Source organism: Stappia sp. ICDLI1TA098, from assembly GCF_054880955.1.
Genome location: NZ_JBTZBT010000005.1, coordinates 60,456 through 85,833, shown reverse-complemented (window position 1 = coordinate 85,833; position 25,378 = coordinate 60,456). Strand labels below are relative to the sequence as shown.

Genomic DNA, 25,378 nt, shown 5'->3' with positions numbered 1-25,378 from the left:
GAAGACAGACATGACCTCCCTGCTTGCACGACACGCTGCGGCACTGACGCTCGCCGCCTGCGTCCTTGCCATGATCCCGGGAACGCTCCGGGCCGAGGAGTTGCGCGTTGAGCACGCCCAGGGGGTCGCCACGCTGCCCGACACGCCGAAGACCGTGCTCGTCTTCGATCTTGCAGCCCTCGACACGCTCGATGCGCTTGGCATCGACCCTCAGGGCGTGCCCAGCGGCGTAAAGCCGGCGCACCTGCGAAAATTCAACGAGGACCGCTACGAAAAGATCGGCTCCCTGTTCGAGCCGGATCTCGAGACCGTGGCGGCCCTGGCGCCGGACCTGATCATCATTGGCGGCCGTTCCGCCGCGAAGTATCGCGAACTGTCGGCCATAGCCCCGACCATCGACGTCTCCGCCGATCTCGACCACTATCTGGAAAGCGCCGAGGAGCGGGTCCTGACGCTCGCGCGGGTCTTCGACAAGGAAGCGGAAGCCTCGCAGCGGCTGGAGGCTCTGAACACCTCGGTCGCCGCGCTGCGGGAGAAGGCGAAGGACGCCGGCACGTCTCTCGTCATCCTGACGACCGGCGGGCGCATGAGCGCCTATGGCCCGGGATCGCGTTTCGGCATTCTCCATACCGCGTTCGGCCTGGAGCCGGCGGTCAAGGATCTCGCCGTGGCGACCCACGGGCAGGCGATCTCCTACGAGTTCATCCTGAAGGCCGACCCAGAGCATCTCTTCGTCGTTGATCGCGACGCCGCCATCGGACAAAAGGGACAGGCAGCTCAGGCGATGCTCGACAACGACATCGTGCGGCGGACGAAGGCGTGGAAGGAGGGCAAGGTAACCTATCTCCAGCCGGACACCTGGTACCTCGGCGGCACCGGCCTCACCGCGATGCAGACCATGGTGGACGAGGTCTCCGCCGCTCTCGACTGAGGGCCGTGGCATTCCCTCCTGACGGCATAAGACATGAGTGAACCAAGAAATGCGGAGCGGCGGCGGGCAACGCAACGCCTGGCAATCGGGCTGGCGCTGCTGGGGCTTCTGGCCCTCGCCAGCCTGTTCATCGGCGTCGCCGACGTTTCCCCGCAAAGCCTGCTCGACCCGCAAACGCGCGCGGTCGCACTGGAGGCGCTGTTCGACAGCCGCGTTCCGCGCACCTTCGCGCTCATTCTCGCCGGATCGAGCCTGGCTGTCTCCGGCGTGATCATGCAGTTGCTTGCCCGCAACCGCTTCGTCGAGCCGTCGACGGCGGGCACCGTCGAATCCGCCGGGCTCGGCATGCTCCTCATGCTTATGGTGTTTCCTGGTGCTCCGGTCGTCGTCAAGTCGCTGGTCGCAGCGCTCTTCGCACTGGCCGGCACAGCGCTCTTCCTGCGGCTCCTGCGACGGGTTCCGCCTCATGCGCCGCTGCTGGTGCCGCTTACCGGGATCATGCTCGGCGGCATCATCGGATCGCTGACCGCCTTCATCGCCTTCCGCTTCGACATGATGCAGTCACTTGGCGCCTGGCGGCATGGCGACTTCTCCGTCGTCATTGCCGGACGCTATGAGCTGCTGTGGCTGACCTTCGCGCTGGCCGCGCTCGCCTATCTTGCCGCCGACCGCTTCACCATCGCCGGGCTCGGCGGCGACATGAGCCGCAACCTCGGTCTCAACCATCGGCAGACCATGTCCGCCGGCCTCGTCATCGTGTCGATGGTTTCGGCCATCGTCGTCACCACCGTCGGCTCCATCCCGTTTCTGGGGCTCGTGGTGCCGAACCTCGTCAGCCAGATCATGGGCGACAACCTGCGCCGCACGCTGCCCGTTATCGCCATGACCGGCGCGGCACTGGTCCTTGCCTGCGACATGATCGGCCGTCTGATCGTCGCCCCTTACGAGATCCCGGTCGGCACGGTCTTCGGAGTCGTTGGCAGCGCCATCTTCCTCCACCTCCTGCTGAGGCACGCGACCCGTGCGGCATGAGACCGGCTTGCGGACCGCCCTGACGACCCGCCCCGTTGTCGTTATCGCGCTGCTCGCCGCCCTCGCGGCCGTGGCCGCGGTCGGCTTCATGACCATTGGCGTGCGCGGAAACTGGGAGTTCGTTCTGGCTCTGCGCGGGCGCAAGCTGGCCGCGATCTGCTTCGTCGCCACGGCGACCGCCATCTCGACGGTGATCTTCCAGACCATTGCCAACAACCGCATCCTGACGCCCTCGATCATGGGCTTCGACGCGCTCTATGCCCTCTTGCAGACCGGCCTCGTCTTCGCCATCGGCGCGCATCGGCTCTCCACCGTCGAGCCGCGCCTGATGTTCGCCGTCGAGACGGTGGTCATGCTTGTCTTCTCGCTCGCGCTCTACCGGTGGCTTTTCCTCGGTGAGCGCCGCAGCCTGCATCTCCTGCTGCTTGTCGGCGTCGTCTTCGGCCTGCTTTTTCGAAGCATCACCGTGCTCCTGCAACGGGTGATCGATCCCAATGAATTCGTCGTGCTGCAGGACCGGCTCTTCGCGAGCTTCAACAGCGTCGCGCCGGACCTGCTTGTCATAGCGGCCGTGCTGATCGGCCTCGTGTCGCTGGTGCTGTGGCGCATGCGCGACCGTCTCGACGTGTTGCTGCTCGGCCGCGACGTGGCGATCAACCTCGGGCTGAACCACCGCCGCGAGGTGGCGCTGGTGCTCGTGCTGGTGTCGCTCCAGGTTTCCGTCGCGACCGCGCTCGTCGGACCGCTCAACGCCTTCGAACCGGTGAGCTTCTTCGGGTTGCTGGTGGCGAACCTGACCTACCTTCTGGTCCCCGGCTTCCGGCACCGGCATGTCGTGCCGGCAGCAGCCCTTGTGGGGATCATCATCCTGCTCGGCGGGCAGCTCGTGCTTGAACGGATCCTCGGACTCGAGGCCGTTGTCGGCATCGTCATCGAGTTCGCCGGCGGACTGCTCTTCATTGTCTTGCTTTTGAGAGGACTTGCGCGGTGATCGAGATCAAGGGGCTGAGCAAGGCCTACGACGGAACGCCCGTCGTCGACGACGTCACGCTGACACTGCCGCGCGGAGGCGTCACCGGCATCATCGGCCCGAACGGGGCGGGAAAATCGACCCTGCTGGGTCTCATTTCACGGCTGCTGGCGGCGGACACGGGCACGGTCCGCGTCGGCGGCCTCGATGTGGCGCGAACGCCCGGTGAAGAGCTTTCCAGGCACATGTCCGTTCTCAAGCAGGACAACCACGTCGCAACCCGCCTCACCGTGCGCGATCTGGTTGGCTTTGGCCGCTTCCCCCATTCGCGCGGCCGCCTCGGGCCGGATGATCATGCCCACATCGAACGGGCCCTCGCCCATCTGGAACTCGGCGCGCTCGCCGAACGCCATCTCGACGAGCTCTCGGGAGGGCAGCGTCAACGCGCCTTCGTGGCCATGGCGCTGTGTCAGGACACGGATTACATGCTCTTCGACGAGCCGCTGGCGAGCCTCGACATCCGCCACGCGGTCTCGATGATGCATCTCCTGCGCAAGGCCGCGCGGGAAAACGGCAAGACGGTCGTCATCGTGCTGCACGACATCAATCTCGCCGCCAATTTCTCCGATACGATCATTGCCATGAAGGACGCTCGCGTCGCCTGCCACGGCGCGCCCGAAGCCGTGATCACCGGCGAAAGGCTCTCAGCGATCTACGGGCTGCCCATTGAAGTTCACCGGGTGAGCGGTCAGTTGGTGACAACCTACTCCATGGCGCAGGACAGCGACACGCTGCGCGCCTAGCCTGTGCCGGCCTCGAGCTCGCGACCGCTGTCGACCACCATGTCGAAGTCGGAAAGCATGGCGATCGTGGACAGGGCGGAACGGCCGAACTTGCTCGATGCGGCGAGCAGCAGGGATTTTTCGGCCGCCTGCATCGCGGCCTTCTTGACGGCGATCTTCGACAGATCGAAGTCCATCACGCGCCCTTCGCCATCCACCGCGGAACAGCCGATCAGAGCATAGTCGAGACGCAGGCCCTGAAGAGCCAGCATGATCTCCTCACCGACAAGCGAGCCGTCCCGACCGGCGACTCGGCGACCGAGCACATTGACGTCGTGCCGGGAGGGATCGAAGGCGAGCGCGGCACGCATGCTGTTGGTGAAGACACGAAAGCCCGCGCGCGCGTTCAGAGCCTTGGCCGCCATTTCCACCGTCGTGCCGACATCGAGGAAGACGCTTGCGCCGTCGGGAACCAGCGCCGCCGCCGTCTGCGCGACCTGCACCTTGTCCTCGACGGAAAGCTGCTCCTTCTGACCATGATCGAGCCGTAACGTCTCGGTGGGCCCCGCACCGCCATGGAACCGCTGCAGCCGGCCCGCGTCGGCAAGCGCGATGATATCGCGGCGGATCGTCTGCGCCGAAACGCCGAACTCCTCAGCAAGGCTCTCGATGGTGACGAAGCCGTTCTGCTCCGTCAGCGACAGGATCTTCCGCTGCCGCGCGCTGAGGGTCGAGTGCGGGGCGCCGCGATTCATGGTCTTGTCCTGCTTCGCTATTTGAATGTAAAAAAGTTTACATCAACGATCGGAGCTGGCCAATGGGTAACACGCGATATTTTCTTTCCGGTGACACGGTCCACAGCGACGCCGGGCGACTGGATCCCTGGCAGTGGCGCTGGGAGCCGGCCGATCTCCCAGCGGGGGCGAAGGACGTCTCGGCGCGCGAGGCGCTGGCTGCCGCGACGCGCGGCGGCAAGGCGCGCCGGGTGCCCGTCGGCATTATCGGCCCACGCGCGGCAACGGATGCTCAATACGCCGGCGCGGAAGAGATCGGCGCCGCGCTCGGCGCTCTCGGCCTCACCGTCATGTGCGGCGGCAAGAGCGGCGTGATGGAAGCTGCAGCCAAGGGTTGCCTTGGGGCGGGAGGACTTTCGGTCGGTCTGGTTCCGGACCATGACTGGCGTTGTGCCAACGACTATATCGCCCTGCCCATCGCCACTGGCCTGAGCGAGGCGCGCAACATGATCATCGCCAAGTCCTGCGCGGTTCTGGTCGCCGTCGGCGGTTCCTACGGCACGCTCTCGGAGATCGCCTACGGCCTGCATTTCTCCAAGCCAGTCATCGGCCTGCTGGGCGCGCCGGATGTGGAAGGGCTTGAAATGGCACGCGATCCGCAGGACGCAGTCGAGCGGCTCGCCGGACATGTGATGGCTATGGCGACCTCGTCATAAAAGTTACACGCGCGCTCCGCATAATGTAAGAAACTTTACAAACCTGGCGAACACAATGGTCACACCCACGACACTGGAACTGCGCGGCGTCACGCGTCGTTTCGGCCCCCAGACGGTCCTCGACGGGATCGACGTCTCGATCCCGGCCGGCAGCTTCACGGCGCTGCTGGGCGCGTCGGGCTGCGGCAAGTCGACAACCTTGCGGATCATGGCCGGGCTCGACCGTCCGACCACGGGGGAGGTGCTGCTCGAAGGCACCGACGTCGCCGGAAAGACCGCGCACGAGCGCAACGTGGCGATGGTCTTCCAGTCCTACGCCCTCTACCCGCACCTCACCGTGGCGCAGAACATCGCCCTCCCCCTTGCCATGCGCCATCTGACGACGCTCGGCCGCACACCGTTCCTCGGCCGGTTCGCACCGGGGAGCGGCGCGGCGCGCGAGCGCATTCGCAAGGCGGTCTCCGACGTGGCCGACATGCTCGGGCTCGAAGCCCTGCTTGCGCGCAAGCCGGCGCAGCTCTCCGGCGGCCAGAAGCAGCGCGTGGCCCTCGGTCGGGCGCTGGTGCGCGATCCCGTTCTCTTCCTGCTCGACGAGCCGCTGTCGAATCTCGACGCCCGCCTTCGCGTCAAGATGCGGACGGAACTCGTCGCCCTGCACAAGCGCACGGGACGACCCTTCGTCTATGTCACCCACGACCAGTCCGAGGCGATGGCAATGGCCGACCAGATCGTGGTGATGATCGCCGGCCAGGTCGCTCAGGCGGGCAGCCCTCGCGACCTCTACGACCGGCCGGCCTCGCGTGACGTCGCCGCCTTCATCGGCACCAACGCGATCAACCTCTTCGAGCCGGGAACGGCTCCGGCGGGGCTGCATCCGGCGGCCGGCGAAATGCTGGTCGGCCTGCGCCCCGAACATCTCTCGCCCCTGGCGGACGGGAGGATAGAGGCGCGGCTCGAGACGGCCGAGTATCTCGGTTCCGAGATCGTCCTCGGGCTGCGGGCGGAAAGCGGAGCCGAGCTTCGCGCGCTGGCGCCCGGCGATTACGAGATCCCAGTTCCTGGAGCCACCGTACGGCTCGGGTTCGACGACAAGCGCGTGCATCTCTTCGATGCCGCCTCCGGCAAACGGCGCGAGGCAGGACAATGAGCCGCCTTTCCATCGCCCGACGCGAGGCGCTCACCGATCTGTGGCTTGCCGGGCCTGCGACGCTTGCGATGGTGGTGTTCATCTTCGTGCCGGTCGCCATCGTCGCATTTCTGTCCTTCTCCGACTATCAGTTCGGCGCGCCCAGCCTGAACTGGGTCGGCCTGGAGAACTACGCGAAGCTCTTCGGCTCGACGCTCGGGCGCCGCGCCATCACCAACACGCTGATCTATGTGGCCATCGTCATTCCGGCCTCGGTCGGGCTTGGCCTGCTCGTCGCTCTCGGGCTGCACCGGATGACCGGCTGGGCGCCCGGCCTCGCCCATGCGCTGCGGGCCATCTACTTCCTGCCCGTGGCGGCAACGCTCGTTGCCATGTCGGTCGCCTGGCAGATGGTTCTTCACCCCTCGCTCGGCGTCGTCAACCACGCCATCGTCGCGCTTGGCGGCGAGCCGCAGAACTGGCTCAGCGACCGCGGCCTGGTGCTCTACACGCTGGCCACGATCGGCATCTGGCAGACCGTCGGCTACAACATGGTTCTGTTCCTGGCCGGGCTCGTCGCCATTCCGCCGGAGCTCTATGACGCAGCCGAAGTCGACGGCGCGGGCGGCGGCTGGTCGCGCTTCTGGACGGTGACGTGGCCCATGCTCGGCCCGACCACGCTCTTCGTCCTGGTTGTCACCGCGACCAATGCGTTCCGGGTCTTCGAGACTGTCGCGACCCTGACCAAGGGCGGTCCGGCATTTGCATCCGACACCCTCGTCTATGCGCTCTACCGGGAAGGCTTCGTCTACTTCAAGGCAGGCTATGCGAGCTCGATCACCATGGTCTTTTTCGCCTTCCTGCTGATCCTGACCTTCGTCCAGCTCCGGGTCGTCGAAAAGAAGGTGCACTACAGATGATCCGAAAGCTCACAGGCCATGCCGTCTCGACACTGCTTCTGCTTCTCGGCGCTGCTGCGATCCTGCTTCCCTTCGCCTGGATGCTGCTGCTGTCGATCAAGCCCCGGGACGAAATCTTTACCGCCGAGCTGCAACTCCTGCCGTCGCGCATCGAATGGCAGAACTTCTGGGTCGCGCTGACGAGCACCGACGTGCCGCTGTTCCTGTGGAACGGGCTGGTCGTGGTGTCCGGCATCCTGATCTTCCAGGTCCTTTTCGCCGTGCCTTGCGCCTATGCGCTCGCCCAGCGCCACTTCAAGGCGCGCGGCCTCGTCTTCGCGCTGGTTCTGGCCGCACTGCTGGTGCCGTTCCACGTCACCGCGATCCCAATCTTCCTGGGTTTCGCGCAGGCTGGCATCCTCAACTCCTACTGGGCGCTGATCCTGCCGTTCGTCCCCACAGCCTTCGGCATCTTCCTGTTTCGCCAGGCCTTCTCGCAGCTTCCGGTGGAGCTCTTCGAGGCCGCCCGGGTCGACGGGCTGAGCGAGACCGCCATCGTCTGGCGCATCGCCTTCCCGCTTGTCATGCCGGCGGCCACCGCCTTTGCGATCTTCTCCGTCACCGCGCACTGGAACGACCTGTTCTGGCCGCTGATCGCCACGACCGATCCGCATCTCGCCACTCCGCCGCGCGGCATTCTCTACTTCCGGGACGAGGAATCCGGTGACGACGTCGGCCCGCTGATGGCAGCGGCCGTGATCATCACCGCTCCGCTGGTCATCGCCTTTCTGGTGGCGCAGCGGAAGTTCACCCAGGGCCTCGCGGCAAGCGGGCTCAAGGGCTGAAACGCGGGAACCACGAAAGACGCGGGAAAAACCGCGCGTGCAGAAACGTCAACAAGGAGTGTCAAGCATGAGACGTGCCCTATTCGCCGCCGCCTTCGCGCTCACCGCCACCGCCGCGACCGCGCAGGAAACCGAAATCCGCGTGCACTATGCGATTCCGACCATCTGGGCGGACACGCAGAAGGTGCTCGCCGATGCCTTCATGGCCAAGCATCCCGACATCAAGGTCACCCTCGACGGCGCCGCCGAGGGCTATCCGGAAGGCGTCCAGCGCCTGCTGCGCGAGGCTGTCGCCGGCACCGCGCCGGACGTCGCCTATGTCGGCCTCAACCGCTGGCGCATCCTGCAGGAGCGCGGCCTGACGCAGCCGCTGGAGGGTTTCCTCGGCGAGGATCCCGCAAAGGCCGGCTACACGCCCGCCCTGCTCTCGCTCGGCAGCTTCAAGGGCCAGCAGCACGCGCTTGCAACGTCCGCCTCGACGCTGGTGATGTACGTCAACCCCAAGCTGGTCGAGCAAGCCGGCGGCTCGATGGACGATTTCCCCACCACGTATGACGGGGTGATCGAGCTCGCCGCCAAGATCAACGCGCTTGGCGACAACATCGACGGCGTATGGATCGACCGCCACGACTGGCGCTACCAGTCGCTGCTCGGCGCCTATGGCGGGCGCCCGATGAACGAGGACGAGACCGACATCACCCTCGACAGCGAAGCCGGCATCGAGGCTGCGCGCCTCTACCAGCGCTTCGCCAAGGAAGGCGGCATGAAGTCCTACGCCGACAGCGACGCCCGCCAGGCGCTGCCGGCCGGTACGCTTGGCATCATGTTCGAGAGCTCCTCGCTGCAGACGCGCTTCGAGCAGGGCGCCGGAGATGCCTTCACGCTCGCGGTGAAGCCGCTGCCGATCGCCACCGAGGACAAGGAGAAGGTCTACTTCCCCACCGGCGGCTCCGGCATCGTCATGCTGACCAAGGATGCGGCCAAGCAGAAGGCCGCCTGGGAGTACATCTCCTTCGTGACCGGCCCCGAAGGCCAGAAGATCATCGTGGAATCGACCGGCTATGCCCCGGCCAACTCCATCGTGATCGAGGACAAGGCCTATCTCGGCTCGTTCTATGAAAAGAACCCGAACGCGCTTGTCGCCCACACCCAGATCGCGAACTACGCCGGCCCCTGGTACGCCTATCCGGGCACCGAGGGCGTCGCCGTGACCGACCTTATCTCGGCCGCGCTGGTCGAGGTCACCGAAGGTGCCGACCCCGAGGCGACGATCAAGGAGCTTGCCGAAACGCTGCGCGTCCAGCTCGGCATGAAGTGAGGCCGGGGTCTCCCTGACCCGGCATCACGGGGCCACGGTCGCGCAAGCGGCCGTGGCCTTTTCTTATGGCAACGCTTCGTCACGCCAGGCTCCCACCGAGAAAATCTCTTGGATGGTCGAACACAATCAATTGACGGAAGATCCGGCTTCAACCACCATATCTTGTAGTCATGGTCTCTCGATTCTCAGGATCGAGAGCTAAGAGGGAATTCGGTGCGCCGTCCTGAATCGGGACGGCAAGGCCGAAGCTGCCCCCGCAACTGTAAGCGACGAGCCAACGTCCCTATCGCGTCACTGGAACCTGAGGGTTTCGGGAAGGCCGGACGGAAGCTGTGACCCGCGAGCCAGGAGACCTGCCGTGACACCAACGTATCGTCCCTGGGCGGGGTGTCCCGGTGGATCGCATGGATCAATCGTCGCTGCATCACGCGGCGGCCTCCTCCTGCATCCGCTCGGCCTTTGCCCCCAATAAATTGGGGTTTGAAGCCGATGTCTCTGACCATCGCAACCGAACGTCCGGATCTCCGGGCTCAATCCGTTCCGGCCGCCGATCCCGGCTGCCGGGTGATCCGCCGCAACGGCACCGTGACGCCCTTCGACGCCTCCAAGATCACGCTGGCGCTGTCGAAGGCCTTCCTCGCCATCGAGGGCAGCGGCTCCGCGGCCTCGCACCGCGTGCACGACATCGTCGAGGGACTGACGGAGCAGGTCGTCGCCGGCCTGACGCGCGGTGGCGAGGCCGGTCGCACCTTCCACATCGAGGACGTCCAGGACCAGGTGGAACTGGCGCTGATGCGTGGCGGTCACCACAAGGTCGCCCGCGCCTATGTTCTCTACCGCGAGGAGCGCGCGCGGGAACGCGAGCGCGAGCGCGCCGCGACGGCTCCGGCCATGACCACGCCGCCCGCCCTGCGCATGACTTCGGCGGACGGAACCCTTGTCGCCCTTGACGACGCCCGGCTCGAAACCGTCATCCGCGAAGCGACCGGCGGACTCGCCGACGTGTCGAGCGAGACGGTCCTCGCCGAAACGCGACGCAATCTCTATGACGGCATCAGCGCCGACGAGCTGGCACTGGCACCGATCCTCGCCGCGCGCACGCTGATCGAGCGTGAGCCGAACTACGCCAAGGTCTCCGCCCGCCTGCTCAACGACAAGCTGCGCCGCGAGGCGTTGTCGTTCCTTGCCGGACGCCCTGACCAGGCGACGCAGGCGGAGATGGCGGAACGCTACGGCGCCTATTTCACCGCCTATGTGCGACGCGGCATCGAGGAGGAACTTCTCGATCCGGAGCTCGCCCGCTTCGATCTCGCCACTCTTGCCGCCGCACTCGCGCCCGAGCGCGACATGCAATTCGACTACCTCGGCCTGCAGACGCTTTACGACCGCTATTTCCTGCATGCGCGCGGCACCCGCATCGAACTGCCGCAGGCATTCTTCATGCGCGTCGCCATGGGGCTCGCCGTGCACGAGATAGACCGGGAAGCCCGCGCCATCGAGTTCTACCGGCTTCTTTCCTCCTTCGACTTCATGACCTCGACGCCGACACTCTTCAACTCCGGCACCCGCCACCCGCAGCTCTCGTCCTGCTTCCTGACCACCGTCTCGGACGATCTCGACGGCATCTTCAAGGCGATCCGGGACAATGCGCTGCTCGCCAAATACTCCGGCGGACTTGGCAACGACTGGACGCAGGTGCGCGGGCTCGGCGCTCATATCAAGGGCACCAACGGCGAGAGCCAGGGTGTCGTTCCCTTCCTGAAGGTCGCCAACGACACAGCCATCGCCGTCAATCAGGGCGGCAAGCGCAAGGGCGCGGTCTGCGCGTATCTCGAGACCTGGCACATCGACATCGAGGAATTCCTCGACCTTCGCAAGAACACCGGCGACGACCGCCGGCGCACCCACGACATGAACACCGCCAACTGGGTGCCGGACCTGTTCATGGAGCGTGTCGAGGCCGACGCGGCCTGGACATTGTTCTCGCCCGACGAGACGCCGGAGCTTCACGATCTCTACGGCCCTGCCTTCAAGACCGCCTACGAGGCCCATGAGGCGCGCGCAGCGCGCGGCGAGATCAAGGTGTTCAGGCAGGTGCGGGCCGTCGACCTGTGGCGGCGGATGCTGACCATGCTGTTCGAGACGGGGCACCCCTGGATCACGTTCAAGGATCCCTGCAACATCCGTTCTCCGCAGGGACACGTCGGCGTCGTGCATTCCTCCAACCTCTGCACGGAGATCACGCTGAACACGGCGGAGGACGAGGTCGCCGTCTGCAATCTCGGCTCGGTCAACCTTGCCGCCCATGTCACCGCGGACGGTCTCGACCACGACCGGCTGGCGCGCACGGTCGCCACCGCGATGCGGATGCTCGACAATGTCATCGACATCAATTTCTACACGATCCCGGAGGCCCGGCGCTCCAACCTGCGCCACCGCCCGGTCGGCCTCGGCATCATGGGCTTCCAGGACGCGCTCCAGGCCCAGCACATCGCCTATGCCTCGCCGGAGGCCGTCGACTTCGCCGACCGGAGCATGGAGGCCGTGAGCTTCCACGCGATCTCGGCCTCGGTGGCGCTTGCCGCCGAGCGCGGTCGTTATGCAAGCTTCGAAGGCTCGCTGTGGTCGAAGGGCATCCTGCCCGTCGACAGCCTCGATCTCTTGGCGGAGGCGCGCGACGGGTTCGTGCCCGACCGCACCTCCCGGCTCGACTGGGACTCCCTGCGTGAGCGCGTCAGGCGCGTCGGCATGCGCAATTCCAACTGCATGGCGATCGCGCCGACGGCAACGATCTCCAACATCTGCGGCGTCTCCCAGTCGATCGAGCCGGCCTATCAGAACCTCTTCGTCAAATCGAACATGTCCGGCGACTTCACCGTGGTGAACGCGGCACTGGTTCGCGACCTCAAGGCACGCGGTCTGTGGGACGAGGTCATGGTCTCGGACCTGAAGTACTACGACGGCAGCGTCGGCAGGATCGACCGTATCCCCGATGATCTCAAGGCTCTCTACGCAACGGCCTTCGAAGTCGAGGCATCATGGCTGATCGAGGCCGCCGCGCGTCGACAGAAGTGGATCGACCAGGCGCAGTCGCTCAATCTCTATGTCGCCAATCCGTCGGGCCGAAAGCTCGACGAGACCTATCGGCTCGCATGGCAGCGCGGGCTGAAGACCACCTATTACCTGCGTTCCAGCTCCGCGACTCACGTCGAGAAGTCGACCCTCAAGGGCACGGACGGCAAGCTCAACGCCGTCTCCGCCGGCGGCCCGGCGTCCGCCCCGCTTGACCCCGTCCCGGCAACACAGGTGCAGGCCTGCGCCATCGACGATCCCGACTGCGAAGCCTGCCAGTAAGCGGCCCTCAAGACACACCGGACAACGGAGACAGACATGCTCGACTGGTCAGACAACGGCACGGCGGCCGCGCCCGCCGCCCCGTCCTCGCCGCTTCCCGCAGCGGATGCCACAGGTCTTGGCGCCATCGATCGCGGGGCCGCCCGCGTCACGGTGGACGAAAAGCGCATGATCAACGCGCGCGCCGACGTGAACCAGCTTCTGCCGCTCAAGTACCGATGGGCCTGGGAGAAATATCTCTCCGGCTGCAACAATCACTGGATGCCCACCGAGGTTTCCATGCAGGCCGATATCGCCTTGTGGAAGTCGCGCGACGGCCTCACGGAGGACGAGCGGCGGATGGTGAAGCGCAACCTTGGCTTCTTCGCCGCATCGGAGAGCCTTGTCGCCAACAACATCGTGCTGGCGATCTACCGCCACCTCACCAACCCGGAGTGCCGGCAGTACCTGCTGCGCCAGGCTTTCGAGGAGGCGGTGCACACCCATACGTTCCAGTACATCGTGGAGAGCCTCGGCCTCGACGAAGGCGAGCTGTTCAACATGTACCGGGAAGTGCCCTCGATCACCGACAAGGCCGCCTGGGCGCTGGAGTACACACGTCATCTCGACGACCCCTCGTTCGAGACGGGCACGCCGGAGGCGGATCAGGCGTTTCTGCGCGATCTCGTCGCCTTCTACGTCGTCTTCGAGGGGATGTGGTTCTACACCGGCTTCGCGCAGATCCTCTCGCTTGGACGGCGCAACAAGATGGTCGGCATCGCCGAGCAGTATCAATACATCCTGCGCGATGAGAGCATTCACCTGAACTTCGGAATCGACGTGATCAACCAGATCCGGCATGAGAACCCGCATCTTTGGACACCGGCGTTCCAGGACGAATTGCGCGACATGGTGAAACGGGCGGCCGACCTGGAGGCGTCCTACGGACGGGACACGATGCCGCGCGGTTTCCTGGGTCTGAATGCCGCTGCCTGCGAGCAGTACATGCAGTTCATCGCCAACCGGCGCTGCGCGCAGCTCGGCCTCTCTCCGGTTTTTGCGGAGACGGACAATCCCTTCCCCTGGATGAGCGAGGCGATGGACTTGAAAAAGGAGAAGAACTTCTTCGAGACCCGCGTGATCGAGTACCAGAACGGCGGCGCGCTCGCCTGGGACTGAGACAGCGAAAACCCGTGCCGGATCGCTCCGGCACGGGCCCTGTTCATGCGATATCGCCGGTCAGGCGGTGGCGGCACGTCCCGCGAGCGGCGCTTTGGCCATCATTCCGCCGCCTCCCGGGCAAGCGAGCGCAACTGGCGGGCGGCCTCGACCATGTTCACGAGTGCCGGGCGCACCTCGTCCCACTTGCGGGTCTTCAGGCCGCAGTCGGGATTGACCCAGAGCTGTGCATCGGAAAGCCGCTCGCGCGCGAGCATCAGCAGGTTCGTCATTTCCCGCACCGTCGGCACGCGCGGCGAGTGGATGTCGTAGACACCCGGCCCGATCTCGTTCGGATAGCTGTACCCCTGGAACGCATCGAGCAGCTCCATTTTCGAGCGCGAGGTCTCGATGGAAATCACATCCGCATCCATCGCCGCGATGGCCTCGATGATGTCGTTGAACTCCGAGTAGCACATGTGCGTATGGATCTGGGTCTCGTCCTCGACGCCCGAAGACGCCAGGCGGAAACAGCCGACAGCCCAGTCGAGATAGGCTTTCCAGTCCGCATGCCGCAGTGGCAATCCTTCGCGTAATGCCGCCTCGTCGATCTGGATCATCCGCGCGCCGGCCGTCTCGAGATCGGCGACTTCGTCGCGGATCGCAAGCGCGACCTGGCGGCAGGTTTCGCTGCGGGGGATGTCATCGCGTACGAAGGACCAGTTGAGGATGGTGACCGGACCGGTCAGCATCCCCTTGACCGGTCGTTGCGTCAGCGACTGCGCGTAGCGCCACCAGCCAACCGTCATCGGCTTCGGCCGCGAGACGTCGCCGAAGAGGATCGGCGGCCGGACATAGCGCGAGCCGTAGCTTTGCACCCAGGCGTGTTTCGTGAAGGCGAAACCCGACAGGCGCTCGCCGAAATACTGCACCATGTCGTTGCGCTCGAATTCACCGTGGACGAGCACATCGAGACCGATGTCCTCCTGCCAGCGGATGACGCGCCGGGTCTCCTCGCGCAGGAACCCTTCGTAGCCGGTGGAATCGAGCGTACCCTTGGCATGGGCGGCACGCGCCTTGCGCACGTCCGCGGTCTGCGGGAAGGAGCCGATGGTCGTCGTCGGGAACAACGGCAGCCCGAACTGCGAATGCTGCAGGCGTGCCCGCGACGCATAGGCGCTGGCCCTGCGGCTGGCCGAAGCGGGAATCGCGGCGAGCCGCTCCTTCACCACCGGATCGTGCACCTTGGCGGACGAGGCGCGCCGCGCCACGGCGGATGCGGATGCAGCGAGCCGCTCGGCAACCGCGTCGCGTCCGTTCACCAGCGCCTTTCCGAGCGTCGACAGCTCGTCCATCTTCTGCACGGCAAAGGCAAGCCAGTCCCTCAGGTCGGCATCGAGACCGGTTTCAAGATCAAGATCGATCGGCACATGCAGCAGCGAGCACGACGGGGCGATCTCGATCCGGTCGAGACCGCGCGCCTCGACCACCGGCTCGAGCCGGTCGAGAAGCGCCGGCAGATTGGCGCGCCAGATGTTGCGTCCGTCAATCGCACCGAGCGACAGGACCGTGTCCGCTGGCACGCTCTCCAGCACCTGGTCGAGCTGTTCCGGCGCGCGCGCTAGGTCGACATGCAGACCGGCGACCGGGAGCGACGCGGCAAGCGGAAGATTGTCGCCAAGCGCGCCGAAATAGGTGGCGAGCATCACCTTGAGGCCCCGCACCTCTCCGGCGATCCGGGCATAGGCGCGGCGAAAAGCGTCCTGCGCCGCTGGCTCGAGGTCGGTCGCAAGGCATGGCTCGTCGATCTGCACCCAGTCCGCGCCGGCCTCGGCGAGCCGGGCGAGAAGCTCCACATAGACATCGAGCAGGCCGTCGAGAAGCGACAGCGGATCGAGCCCCGGATCGGCGCTCTTGCCGAGCTTCAGAAAGGTCACGGGACCAAGCAGGACCGGCCGCGTCTGAAACCCCAGCGACCTTGCCTCGAGATACTCGTCGAGCGGCTTGGTCGAGGCGAGCGTGAATTTCTGGCCGGCCGCGAACTCCGGAACCATGTAGTGATAGTTGGTGTCGAACCACTTGGTCATCTCGAGCGCGGGAACGCCGGTCCCTGCGGATCGCTGCCCATGACCGCAGGAGGCCTGATCGCCTGCTCCCTGGCTGCCCCGCGCCATGGCGAAATAGGTATCGAGCGGCACCTCGCCGCCCTCCCAGCCATAGACGTCCGGAATCGCGCCGACCATCACGCTGGTGTCGAGGACATGGTCGTAGAGCGAGAAATCGTTGGAAGGAATATTGGTCACGCCAAGCGCTTGCTGGCGGGCCCAGTTGGCGGCGCGCAGACCGGCCGCCGCGTCTTGCAGCGATGCCGCGTCAGACCTGCCGGACCAATAGGATTCGAGTGCGAACTTCAGCTCCCGCCGCGGGCCGATCCGCGGCGCTCCAAGAGTGCTGACTGCGAGAGAAAGTAGAGACATCGGCTTCAAACCCCAATGTGTTGGGGGCAAAGGCCGAGCGGACGCATGCCATGACCTTCCGCGACAGGTCGCCGACGGAAGCGCAAGCGCACCACCGGGACACCCCGCCCAGGGACGACTATCTTGTCGCGGCAGGTCTCCTGGCTCACGGGTCAACGCTTCCGTCCGGCCTTCCCGGAACCCCTGCGGTTCCAGTGACGCGAATTGGACTTCGGCTCGCCGCTCACAGTTGCGGGGGCAGCTCCGGTCTTGCCTGTCGCGTGGACAGGCGCACCGGATTCCCTCTTAGCTCCGGCGTCATCGCGACGACCAGAGAACCACGACGCCCGAAGAGTGGGCCTCGCGACAGCCAAAGTCAAGCGATATAAAGACATGCTTATGTCTTGATATGACGTGAAATGCACCACCAGCTGCCGCATGAAGCATCACAAACCCCGGAAAGTTATGTCATCAGGTTATGAGGTTTCGCGTAATTGCGATAGGACAGGACCCGGGCACCGGGATACGCTTCAAAAAAAAGCAATATCGACAGAGGTCAACAGTGTCAGAACAGTCAGCGGATCCGCAAATCGCGGCCGAACGGCCGCCTATTGCCGCCTCATCGCTTCCGGAAAACACCAACCGGACCAAACGCCTGATCTGGGCCGGAGTCGTTGCCGCAATCATCGTCGCGTTTCTGCCCGCGCCGATGTTTACGGACAATCTCTCCTTCATGTTCTACATGATGCTCTGGCTTACGATGGCCACATCGTTCAACTTCGTGGCCGGCATGGCCGGATATATGCCTTTTGGTTATGTCGCATTCTACGGTATTGGCGCCTATGCGACCGGTGCTCTCTACAAGAGTTTCGGCCTGCCGATTCCGGTTGCTCTTGCCGGCGCTGCGCTCGCCGGGCTTGCCTTCGGTCTGCTGCTCGCGCCGACCCTGAAGCTGCGCGGCGTCTACTTCGGCATCGTCAGCCTGGCTCTGGCGATGGCGCTGAAACTGACGATCTCGCTGATGCCTTCGGAGATCACCGGCGGCAGCCTCGGCCTCATCCTGTCCAGCGCCAATGATCCGGTCGCCGCCTATTACGCCATGTTCGCCGTTCTCCTCGGCGCGCTGGCCGCCGGCACATGGCTTTCCATGTCGCGCCTCGGTGTCGCGCTCCGCGCCATCCGCGATGACAGCGAGGCAGCCGAGGTTGTCGGCGTCAACGTCGTGCGCACCCGCCTCAAGGCCTGGCTGATGGCCGCCATGTTCCCCGCGCTCGTAGGCGGGGTGGAGGCCTGGTACACCAACGCGATCGACCTCGACTCCTCCTTCAACCTGCTCGTGACGGCCAAGAGCATCGTCTATGCCATGGCGGGCGGGCTCGGCTTCCTCGTCGGACCGATTATCGGCGCGGGCGCGCTTTATGGCATCGACCAGCTCATCTGGCGCCAGTTCCCGACCCTCAACCTGCTCATTCTCGGGCTCGTGATCATCGGCCTGATGCTGCTCCTGCCGCGCGGCATCGTCGGTGCCTTCGCGCAGCGCTTCTCGCGCTTCCGCCGCTTCATCCCGTAAGCCTGACAGGATTGAAAAAGATGAATGACCTTCTGCTTCAAGGCCTTGTGAACGGCATCGTCGTCGGGCTGATCTACGCGCTGATCGGTGTCAGCCTCAATGTCATCTTCGGCGTGCTGCGCGTCGTCAACTTCGCCCATGGCGAGTTCATCGTGCTCGGTGCCTATGGCGCCTTCTTCGCCCAGACCTGGCTCGGCCTCTCGCCGCTGATGGCCATGCCGCTCGTGTTCGCCGTTTTCGGCGCCGCCGGCTACGGCCTTTATTTCATCCTCGTGAAACGTCTCGCGCGCTCCAATGACCCCGAGCACGCCTCGCTGCTCGTCATGTTCGGCCTGTCGCTCGTGCTCGGCGCGCTGATGCTGCTCGTCTTCGAGGCGGACGCGCGCTCACTCAACTATTCGCTCGAGCCGCCGTTCCTGATGTTCGGCAACGTCATCCTGCCGACGACCAAGCTGCTCGGCCTCGCCGTCAGCATCGTCATCACCGCGGCACTCGCCTTCTTCCTCTATCGCACCATGCCCGGAAAGGCGCTGCGCGCCATCATCATGAACCGGGACGCGGTGCAGATCGTCGGCGTCGATCTCGATCATCTCTCGGCGCTGACCTTCGGGCTCGGGCTGGGGCTGGCGGGCATCACCGGCATCCTTGTGTCGATGATCTTCCCCTCCTTCTCCCCCTTCATCGGACAGGACTACACGCTGATCGGCTTCATCGTGATCGTTCTCGGCGGCCTCGGCCACCCCATCGGCGCGGTCGCCGGCGGCATCCTGTTCGGCCTGGCGGAGCAGACCGCGATGGTCTTCTTCAGCGGAACCGTGGCGATGCTGCTCGGCTTCGTGCTGCTGATCGCCGTCATCCTCATCCGCCCCGCCGGCCTGTTCGGCATCCAGAAGCAGAGGTGAGGACATGCTCAGAATCGAAAACCTCATCAAGACTTTCGGCGGCGTAACGGCTCTCGCCGGCATCAGCCTCACCGTCCCCGACCGCTCCATCCTTGGCGTGCTCGGCATGAACGGCTCGGGCAAGACGACGATGCTCAACTGCGTCAACGGCATCTACCAGGCGACCTCCGGCACCATCGAGCTCGACGGCAAGAGCCTGATCGGCAAGGAGCCCCACGCCGTCTTCGCCGAGGGCGTTGGCCGCACGTTCCAGGTGCCGCGCATCTTTCCGCAGATGTCGCTGCTGGAAAACCTCTCGGTCGCCCTGCTGAGCAAGGGGCTCGGCAACGCCGAGGTCGCCGAGCTCAGCGCCCACTGGCTGAACAAGGTCGAGCTCTACCGGCTGCGCCACAACTACGCGGAGGAGTTGTCCGGCGGCCAGCAGAAGCTGCTGGAACTCGCCCGCATCATGGTCGCGGAGCCGAAGCTTGTGCTGCTCGACGAGCCCTTCGCCGGCGTCAACCCGAGCCTTGCGCTGCTGCTGATCGGCATCATCCGCGAGATGCCCCAGGAGGTCGGATGTTCCGTCCTGCTGGTCAGCCACGACCTCACCTCCGTCTACGAACTGTCCGACAACATTCTGGTCATGCACGAAGGCAAGGTGCTCGCCGAAGGCGACGCCGCCGCCATCCAGAAGAACCCCGACGTCATCGAAGCCTATCTGGGAGCCTGATCATGGATGGCGTTGAACTCAGCATGGAGAACATCAGCGTCGCCTACAATGGCGACATCACGGTTCTCAACGGCGTGGCACTGCACGCCCGCCCCGGCGAGGTGACCGGCATCATCGGGCCGAACGGCGCCGGCAAGTCGACGGTTCTCAAGACCATCTTCGGTCTCCTGTCGACCCGCACGGGCAGCATCCGGCTCGGCGACCGCGATATCACCGGCCTCAAGGCCTTTCAGCGCGCGCTCGCCGGCATCTCCTTCGTTCCTCAGAACCGCAGTGTCTTCGCGGACCTTTCCGTCCACGACAACCTGCTGCTCGGCTGCTGGCCCTTCCGAAAGGACAAGGCCCGCATCGAGCGGGCGATCGACGGCATCTTCGACCGCTTTCCGATCCTCAAGGAACGCCGCTCCAGCCCGGCCAGCGCCATGAGTGGCGGCCAGCAGCGCTTCCTGGAAATCGCCCGCGCGCTCGTCACCGATCCGAAGGTGATCCTTCTCGACGAGCCCACGGCGATGATCGCACCGAAGATCTCGAAGGACATCTACGCCCTGACCCGCTCACTGGCCGACCAGGGCGCGACCATCATCCTTGTCGACCAGAACGTCCGCCAATGCGCGGCCGTCTCCGACCGTCTCCACGTCCTGGAGCTCGGTCGCAACAAAGCCGAGGGAACCCGGGAGGATTTTGCCACCGACGGCCAGCTCAAGGAGATGGTCGCCGAGTGGATGAACTACCGGATCGACGTCTGAAGACGCCATCCGCCAACTCAAAAAAACCAGAGAGGACAATCATGTGGACCATCACCAAGCGTAGTTTCCTGGCAGGCACGCTGCTTGCCGCAAGCCTTGTCCTGCCGATGACCGCCGCCAAGGCCGCGGATCCGATCCGCATCGGCATGACCGTCTCCTCCTCCGGCAACTTCGCCCTCGCCTCCCAGTCGGGCGTGCGTGGCGTCGAGATCTGGGTGGACGAGGTCAACGCCAATGGCGGCCTCACCGTCAACGGCGAGAAGCGTCTCGTCGAGTTGGTCAAGCGCGACGACCGCAGCGACAAGCAGATGGTCGCCCGCGTCTACGAGGATCTGATCGCCAACGAGAACGTCGACCTGCTGATGGCGCCCTTCGGCTCGACGCTGAGTGCCGCGGCGGCGACGGTGACCGAGCGCCTCGACAAGTTCATGGTGATCTGGTCGGCCGCCTCCGATGCCCTTTATGCCCAGGGCTTCAAGAACATCGTCTCCGCCACCCAGATGCCGGTGTCGCGCATGCCGAGCGCCGGCCTCGAGGCCGCCCACGCGCTTGGCGGCAAGAAGGTCGCGATCGTCAACGTCGACGAGCCGTTCCCCGCCGGCCTTGCCGACGGTGCAGAGGCCATTGCCAAGAAGCTCGGCATGGAAGTCGTGCTCAAGGAAGATTATCCCAAGGGTACCAAGGACTTCAGCCTGCTGCTGCAGAAGGCGCGCGCCGCCGGCGCCGACGTGTTCTTCCCGACGAGCTATGAGGGCGACCTCATCTCCATGGTGCGCCAGATGCGCCAGATGAACGTGAATTTCCCCTTCACGTTCATGGTCTACGCCTCGACGCCGCAGTTCATCGAGATCGGCGACGATGCCCAGTACATCTACAGCCACACCAACTTCCACCCGACGATCAACTGGGAGGTGACGGCCGGTCTCGACCGCGAGGGCTTCCTCAAGGCCTATGCGCGACTGTTCCCGGACGTCTCCTATGAGCCGGACTTCCAGACCGTCCTCGCCTATGGCGCGGGCGTCATCGCCGGCGAGATCATCGAAAAGGCCAACAGCCTCGAGGCAGCCGACCTGAAGAAGGCAGCCATGGAGCTCAGCGACAACGTCACCGTTCTCGCCGGCCCCTACGCCATCGACGAGACCGGCATGCAGCTCAAGATGCCGTTCCCCGTTGTCCAGCTTCAGCCGGGCAAGGGTCTCGTCACCGTGTGGCCGAAGGAAGTCGCGGTCTCCGAGCCGATCTACCCGATCCCGGCCTGGACCGAGCGGAAGTAATCACGCGCCCGGCCCGGCGGTTCGCCGCCGGGCCTGGAGCTCTCCCCCAAAAGAAGAAGTAGTGGACATGGACCTGTCATTCGCCTCCCTTGCGGAGCTTTCCAAGGCCCTCACAGAAGGGTCGCTCACCGCAACCAGGATCACTGCGCATTTCCTGGATCGGATCACCGCCCACGATGCGGCGCTGGGAGCCTTTGTCCATGTCGATGCTGACAAGGCGATGGCCATGGCCGAAGGCCACGACCGGCTTCGTGCCGCCGGCGTTGTCTACGGTCCGCTGCACGGCCTGCCCATTGCGGTGAAGGATCTCGTCGACTGGCGCGACGAGACCTGCACCGTGGGCAGCGCCGCGTGGTCCGGCCGGCGCTCCACGACCGATGCAACGGTCATGAAGCGTCTTCTCGCTGCAGGAATGATCCCCATCGGCCGCACCGCCATGGTCGAATTCGCCTTTGGCGGCTGGGGCACCAATCCGATCTGCGGAACCCCCTGGAACCCCTGGGATCGCGAAACACATCGCATTCCCGGCGGCTCTTCCAGCGGATCGGGTGTTGCCGTCGCGGCCGGCCTTGCGCCGGCCGCGATCGGCAGCGACACAGGTGGTTCCGTCCGTATTCCCGCAGCCCTCACCGGCCTTGCGGGCCTGAAGCCGACTTACGGTCGCATCAGCCTCAAGGGCTGCTTCCCGCTCTCCGGCACGCTCGATTCCGTCGGGCCGATGACACGCACCTCGGAAGACGCGGCTTTGCTGCTGGAAGCCCTTAGCGGCCCCGACCCGGACGATCCCGCTACGCTTGCCGCCCCCCTGCTCGAGGCAGGCGCCTGGCGGCGCCAGTCGGTCGACGGCCTCCATGTGGCGGTCATGCGCGAGGATGACTTCCCCATCGCGCTCTCGCCGGACATGCAGGCCGCATTCGAACGGGCCAAGGAGGCGCTCGTCGCGCTCGGGGTCAGGCTCGTCCCGGTCTCCCTGCCCTTCAACTTCGACGACCTCACCCGCCGCAACGGCGAGATCATCGCCGCCGAAGCCTTTGCCGTTCACCGCGACTACATCCATGACGAAGCGCGGCCGTTCGGCCCCCATGTCCGCAAGCGCATTCTCGCCGGCGAAGGCATCGGCGCGGACACCTATATCGCCACGCTCGCCCACTACCGCGAGACCAAGCGGCGCTACGCCGAGTTCATGCGCCCGTTCGCCGGCCTGCTGACCCCGATGCTGCCGTTCGCGGCGGTCCCGGTTGCGGAGGTCGACGAGACCACCGTGCCGCTGGCGCTCTTCGGCCGCCCGGCGAATTACGTCGGAGCCTGTGCGCTGTCGCTGCCCGCCGGCTTCAACGAGGCGGGATTGCCGCTCGCCATCCAGTTGATGGGCCAGCCCTTTGGCGAGGAAAGCCTGCTCGCGCTCGGTTCGGCCCTGGAGCCGCTGCTTGCAGCGGACAAGCGCCGGCCCGAGGGGCTTGCCGCCTGATATCCGACCACGCGCCCGACCGGGAGGAAACCTCATGCCCCAGAACACCTGCGACCTGCTGCTTGCCAACGCCGAGATCCACGACGGTCTTGGCCGCCCGCCTGTCCGCGGCGGTGTCGCAATCGGCGACGGGCATATCCTCGCGGTCGGCGACGTTTCCGACTGGCACGCCCAGGAGATCCGCGATCTTGGCGGTCTCTGCCTCGCACCCGGCTTCATCGACGTGCACACCCATGACGACCGGGCCGTCCTCGACGACAGCGGCATGGAGCCGAAGATCACGCAGGGCGTGACCAGCGTCATCGTCGGCAATTGCGGCATCAGCCTCGCTCCCTACAAGAACCCGCCGCGACTGGTGCCCCCGCTCGGCCTGCTCGGCGATCCTCAGGACTATCGTTTCGACAGCTTCGCCGCGTACGGGCAGGCCGTGGATGCGGCGAATGTTGCCGTCAATGTCGCCGCCCTTGCCGGCCACGGCACGCTGCGCGCCATGTCGATGGAGGACACGGAGGCTCCGGCGAGCCAGGCCGAGATCGAGAAAATGCGCGCGCTGCTGCGCGAGGCGCTCGAGGCCGGCGTTCTCGGCCTCAGCACGGGGCTTGCCTATCCGGTCGCGCGCTCGGCTCCCACGGACGAGATCGTGACGCTGTCGCGCGAGCTGGCGGCCTTTCCCGGCGCGCTCTACGTCACCCACATGCGCGACGAGCGCGACAAGGTCGAGGAGGCCGTCGGCGAGACCATCGACATCGGCCGCCAGGCCGGCGTCCCGGTCGTGATTTCGCACCACAAGTGCATCGGCCGGCACAACTACGGCCGCTCGCAACGCACGCTCTCGATGATCGACAAGGCGCTGCGCCATCAGGACATCGCCATGGATGTCTATCCCTACGAGGCAAGCTCGACCGTGCTGCTGCCGGAGCTGACGCGGCACGCGGAGCGCATTCTCGTCATCAACTCCCGCAGTCATCCCGAGTTCAACGGCAAGGAGCTCTCCCATGCGGCGGAGCAGATGGGCTGCGACGAGGAAGAGGCCGCGCGCCGTCTTGCCCCGGCCATGGGCGTCTATTTCCAGATGTCGCCGGAGGACATCCGCCGCATCATGACGCATCCGCGCACCATGATCGGCTCCGACGGCATTCCCGGGCCGCAGTCGCACCCGCGCCTGTGGGGCACTTTCCCGCGCGTTCTCGGGCGCTACGTGCGCGAGGACAACGTGCTGCCGCTGGAGGAGGCGATCCGCAAGATGACCTCTCTGCCGGCGCAGGTCTTCGGCATCGCCCGACGCGGCCGGCTGCAAAGCGGTTTCGCCGCCGACCTTGTCGCCTTCGACCGGGAAGAGGTGCTGGACCTTGCCGACTACGACACACCGGACCGTCCGTCCGCCGGCATCGCCCATGTCTTCGTCAACGGCACTGCCGTGCTCGAGGATGGCAAGGTGACGGGTGCTCGCGGCGGCCGCTTCCTGCGGCGCGGCGCCGCCTGAGCAGATCAAGCGGACGGATTGAGTTCCCGGCAGGCGACCTTCAGCACCTTGAGGAACACTTCCTCGGCGTTGGACAGAGGGCGGTTTTCCGCCGTCAGCGCGGTGATCGTGAATTCGAGCGGCGGCTCGAGCGGGCGAAGCCGCACGCCCCGTGTGAAGCGGGCCGAGAACTCATCGACGATGGCGCAGCCGATGCCCTCGCTGACACACGCGGCGGCGACGGAATAGGTGTGGACCGACAGTCTCGGCTCATATGGCACGCCAACACCCTCGAAGGCGGCGCGCAGGAACACGCCCACCGGCGATTCCCGCTCCAGGCCGACAAGGTCCGCCATGTCGATGTCGCGCAGGTGCTTCGCCGACGTTTCGACCGGCACGGCGGGATCATCGGTCTCCAGAAAGGTGAGCTGCATCTTGCCCACCGTCATGATGTTCACCCCCGGAATTTCCGCGATCGAGAAGGCGACGGCGAGATCGAGGTCGAAGGCCAGAAGCCGCTCGACAAGCACATCGTAGTGGTGGGTGAACACCTCCAGCTCGAAGCCTTCCCAATGCAGCGGCAGGCGCGAGATGACGCGGGGCGCGAGCCCGACACCAAGGCTCGGCAGGAAGCCGACGCGCAGGACATTGTCCGGATTGCGGCCGAGATTGCGGGCAAGCGCGCGGAACCGGTCAAGCGCGACCTGCACGTCCTTCGCCTCCTCGAACAGCAACTCGGCCTCCTTGGTCGGGACGAGACGCTGCTTCACGCGGTCGAAGAGCTTGAAACCGAGCAGGGATTCGGCGTGTTTCAGCGTGCGGCTGAGCGCCGGCTGGGAAACATTGAGCCGGACGGCGGCGGCGTTGATCGACCCGGCAAGCCGGATCGCGTGGAAGACCTCGATATGACGCAGGTTCATGGGGCCGGAACGTTCGTCGGAGTG

Annotated in this window: 21 protein-coding genes and 2 riboswitches; of the genes, 18 read left to right on the top strand and 3 right to left on the bottom strand. The window is 65.5% G+C overall.

Features of this window, described 5'->3' with window-relative positions; all coding sequences use genetic code 11:
• The first annotated feature begins 10 nt into the window (after positions 1–10).
• The 4 genes from ACSLUQ_RS19700 to ACSLUQ_RS19685 are packed head-to-tail and all read left to right on the top strand — an operon-like array spanning position 11 to position 3,736.
• Complete coding sequence (locus tag ACSLUQ_RS19700) at positions 11–931, top strand: siderophore ABC transporter substrate-binding protein (protein WP_461809500.1); 921 nt, start codon at positions 11–13, stop codon at positions 929–931.
• A 33-nt stretch (positions 932–964) separates the two neighbouring features.
• On the top strand, positions 965–1,963 hold the full coding sequence (locus ACSLUQ_RS19695) for an ABC transporter permease (protein WP_461809499.1): 999 nt from the start codon (positions 965–967) through the stop codon (positions 1,961–1,963).
• A 19-nt stretch (positions 1,964–1,982) separates the two neighbouring features.
• A complete protein-coding gene (locus ACSLUQ_RS19690; RefSeq protein ID WP_461809573.1) occupies positions 1,983–2,954 on the top strand; it encodes an iron chelate uptake ABC transporter family permease subunit in 972 nt (323 codons plus the stop codon).
• Positions 2,951–3,736 (top strand): iron ABC transporter ATP-binding protein, encoded by a 786-nt coding sequence (locus ACSLUQ_RS19685; protein WP_461809498.1) that lies wholly within the window; start codon positions 2,951–2,953, stop codon positions 3,734–3,736. The genes ACSLUQ_RS19690 and ACSLUQ_RS19685 overlap by 4 nt, the downstream gene beginning before the upstream one ends.
• Here the strand turns inward: ACSLUQ_RS19685 and ACSLUQ_RS19680 are convergent.
• Positions 3,733–4,470: a DeoR/GlpR family DNA-binding transcription regulator gene (locus tag ACSLUQ_RS19680; protein WP_417773649.1), complete on the bottom strand. Its 738-nt coding sequence runs from the start codon at positions 4,468–4,470 to the stop codon at positions 3,733–3,735. The genes ACSLUQ_RS19685 and ACSLUQ_RS19680 overlap by 4 nt on opposite strands.
• Positions 4,471–4,532: 62 nt before the next feature.
• On the opposite strand from ACSLUQ_RS19680, the gene ACSLUQ_RS19675 reads away from it, so the two are divergent.
• From ACSLUQ_RS19675 to ACSLUQ_RS19645, 7 genes are all read left to right on the top strand, one after another.
• The gene (locus tag ACSLUQ_RS19675) at positions 4,533–5,165 is read left to right on the top strand and encodes a TIGR00725 family protein (RefSeq protein WP_461809497.1); all 633 of its coding nucleotides are present in this window, start codon (positions 4,533–4,535) and stop codon (positions 5,163–5,165) included.
• A gap of 55 nt (positions 5,166–5,220) precedes the next feature.
• The gene (locus ACSLUQ_RS19670; RefSeq protein WP_461809496.1) at positions 5,221–6,312 is read left to right on the top strand and encodes an ABC transporter ATP-binding protein; all 1,092 of its coding nucleotides are present in this window, start codon (positions 5,221–5,223) and stop codon (positions 6,310–6,312) included.
• Complete coding sequence (locus ACSLUQ_RS19665) at positions 6,309–7,211, top strand: carbohydrate ABC transporter permease (protein ID WP_417773646.1); 903 nt, start codon at positions 6,309–6,311, stop codon at positions 7,209–7,211. Before ACSLUQ_RS19670 ends, ACSLUQ_RS19665 begins: the two co-directional genes overlap by 4 nt.
• Complete coding sequence (locus ACSLUQ_RS19660) at positions 7,208–8,035, top strand: carbohydrate ABC transporter permease (protein WP_417773645.1); 828 nt, start codon at positions 7,208–7,210, stop codon at positions 8,033–8,035. Before ACSLUQ_RS19665 ends, ACSLUQ_RS19660 begins: the two co-directional genes overlap by 4 nt.
• 67 nt (positions 8,036–8,102) lie before the next feature.
• Positions 8,103–9,353 carry an ABC transporter substrate-binding protein gene (locus ACSLUQ_RS19655; protein ID WP_417773644.1) on the top strand — a complete coding sequence of 417 codons (1,251 nt, stop codon included), beginning with the start codon at positions 8,103–8,105 and terminating at the stop codon, positions 9,351–9,353.
• 154 nt (positions 9,354–9,507) lie between these two features.
• Positions 9,508–9,728: riboswitch (cobalamin riboswitch) on the top strand.
• A gap of 114 nt (positions 9,729–9,842) precedes the next feature.
• Entirely contained in the window at positions 9,843–12,707 is a 2,865-nt protein-coding gene (locus tag ACSLUQ_RS19650; RefSeq protein ID WP_461809495.1) for a ribonucleoside-diphosphate reductase subunit alpha, read from the top strand.
• A gap of 36 nt (positions 12,708–12,743) precedes the next feature.
• Positions 12,744–13,865, top strand: coding sequence for a ribonucleotide-diphosphate reductase subunit beta (locus ACSLUQ_RS19645; RefSeq protein WP_417773642.1), 1,122 nt, complete (start codon positions 12,744–12,746; stop codon positions 13,863–13,865).
• 101 nt (positions 13,866–13,966) lie between these two features.
• On the opposite strand, the gene metE is transcribed toward ACSLUQ_RS19645, so the two are convergent.
• Entirely contained in the window at positions 13,967–16,321 is a 2,355-nt protein-coding gene (gene metE / locus ACSLUQ_RS19640; protein ID WP_461809494.1) for a 5-methyltetrahydropteroyltriglutamate--homocysteine S-methyltransferase, read from the bottom strand.
• A gap of 113 nt (positions 16,322–16,434) precedes the next feature.
• Positions 16,435–16,658, bottom strand: a riboswitch (cobalamin riboswitch).
• Positions 16,659–16,862: 204 nt separating this feature from the next.
• Between metE and ACSLUQ_RS19635 the strand changes: the two genes are divergently transcribed.
• The 7 genes from ACSLUQ_RS19635 to ACSLUQ_RS19605 all read left to right on the top strand — a co-directional run bounded on the left by ACSLUQ_RS19635 (position 16,863) and on the right by ACSLUQ_RS19605 (position 24,455).
• Positions 16,863–17,870, top strand: a complete 1,008-nt coding sequence (locus tag ACSLUQ_RS19635; RefSeq protein ID WP_417773640.1) for a branched-chain amino acid ABC transporter permease — start codon at positions 16,863–16,865, stop codon at positions 17,868–17,870.
• A 20-nt stretch (positions 17,871–17,890) separates the two neighbouring features.
• Positions 17,891–18,772, top strand: a complete 882-nt coding sequence (locus ACSLUQ_RS19630) for a branched-chain amino acid ABC transporter permease (RefSeq protein ID WP_417773639.1) — start codon at positions 17,891–17,893, stop codon at positions 18,770–18,772.
• Between the two features lie 4 nt (positions 18,773–18,776).
• Positions 18,777–19,484, top strand: a complete 708-nt coding sequence (locus tag ACSLUQ_RS19625) for an ABC transporter ATP-binding protein (RefSeq protein ID WP_417773638.1) — start codon at positions 18,777–18,779, stop codon at positions 19,482–19,484.
• A 2-nt stretch (positions 19,485–19,486) separates the two neighbouring features.
• Positions 19,487–20,230: an ABC transporter ATP-binding protein gene (locus tag ACSLUQ_RS19620; RefSeq protein WP_461809493.1), complete on the top strand. Its 744-nt coding sequence runs from the start codon at positions 19,487–19,489 to the stop codon at positions 20,228–20,230.
• Between the two features lie 41 nt (positions 20,231–20,271).
• Positions 20,272–21,504, top strand: a complete 1,233-nt coding sequence (locus ACSLUQ_RS19615) for an amino acid ABC transporter substrate-binding protein (protein ID WP_417773636.1) — start codon at positions 20,272–20,274, stop codon at positions 21,502–21,504.
• Positions 21,505–21,571: 67 nt separating this feature from the next.
• Positions 21,572–22,972: an amidase gene (locus ACSLUQ_RS19610; RefSeq protein ID WP_461809492.1), complete on the top strand. Its 1,401-nt coding sequence runs from the start codon at positions 21,572–21,574 to the stop codon at positions 22,970–22,972.
• Positions 22,973–23,006: 34 nt separating this feature from the next.
• Entirely contained in the window at positions 23,007–24,455 is a 1,449-nt protein-coding gene (locus tag ACSLUQ_RS19605; RefSeq protein ID WP_461809491.1) for an N-acyl-D-amino-acid deacylase family protein, read from the top strand.
• A 5-nt stretch (positions 24,456–24,460) separates the two neighbouring features.
• Here the strand turns inward: ACSLUQ_RS19605 and ACSLUQ_RS19600 are convergent, their stop codons facing one another.
• Positions 24,461–25,354 carry a LysR family transcriptional regulator gene (locus tag ACSLUQ_RS19600; RefSeq protein ID WP_417773633.1) on the bottom strand — a complete coding sequence of 298 codons (894 nt, stop codon included), beginning with the start codon at positions 25,352–25,354 and terminating at the stop codon, positions 24,461–24,463.
• Positions 25,355–25,378: the final 24 nt, after the last annotated feature.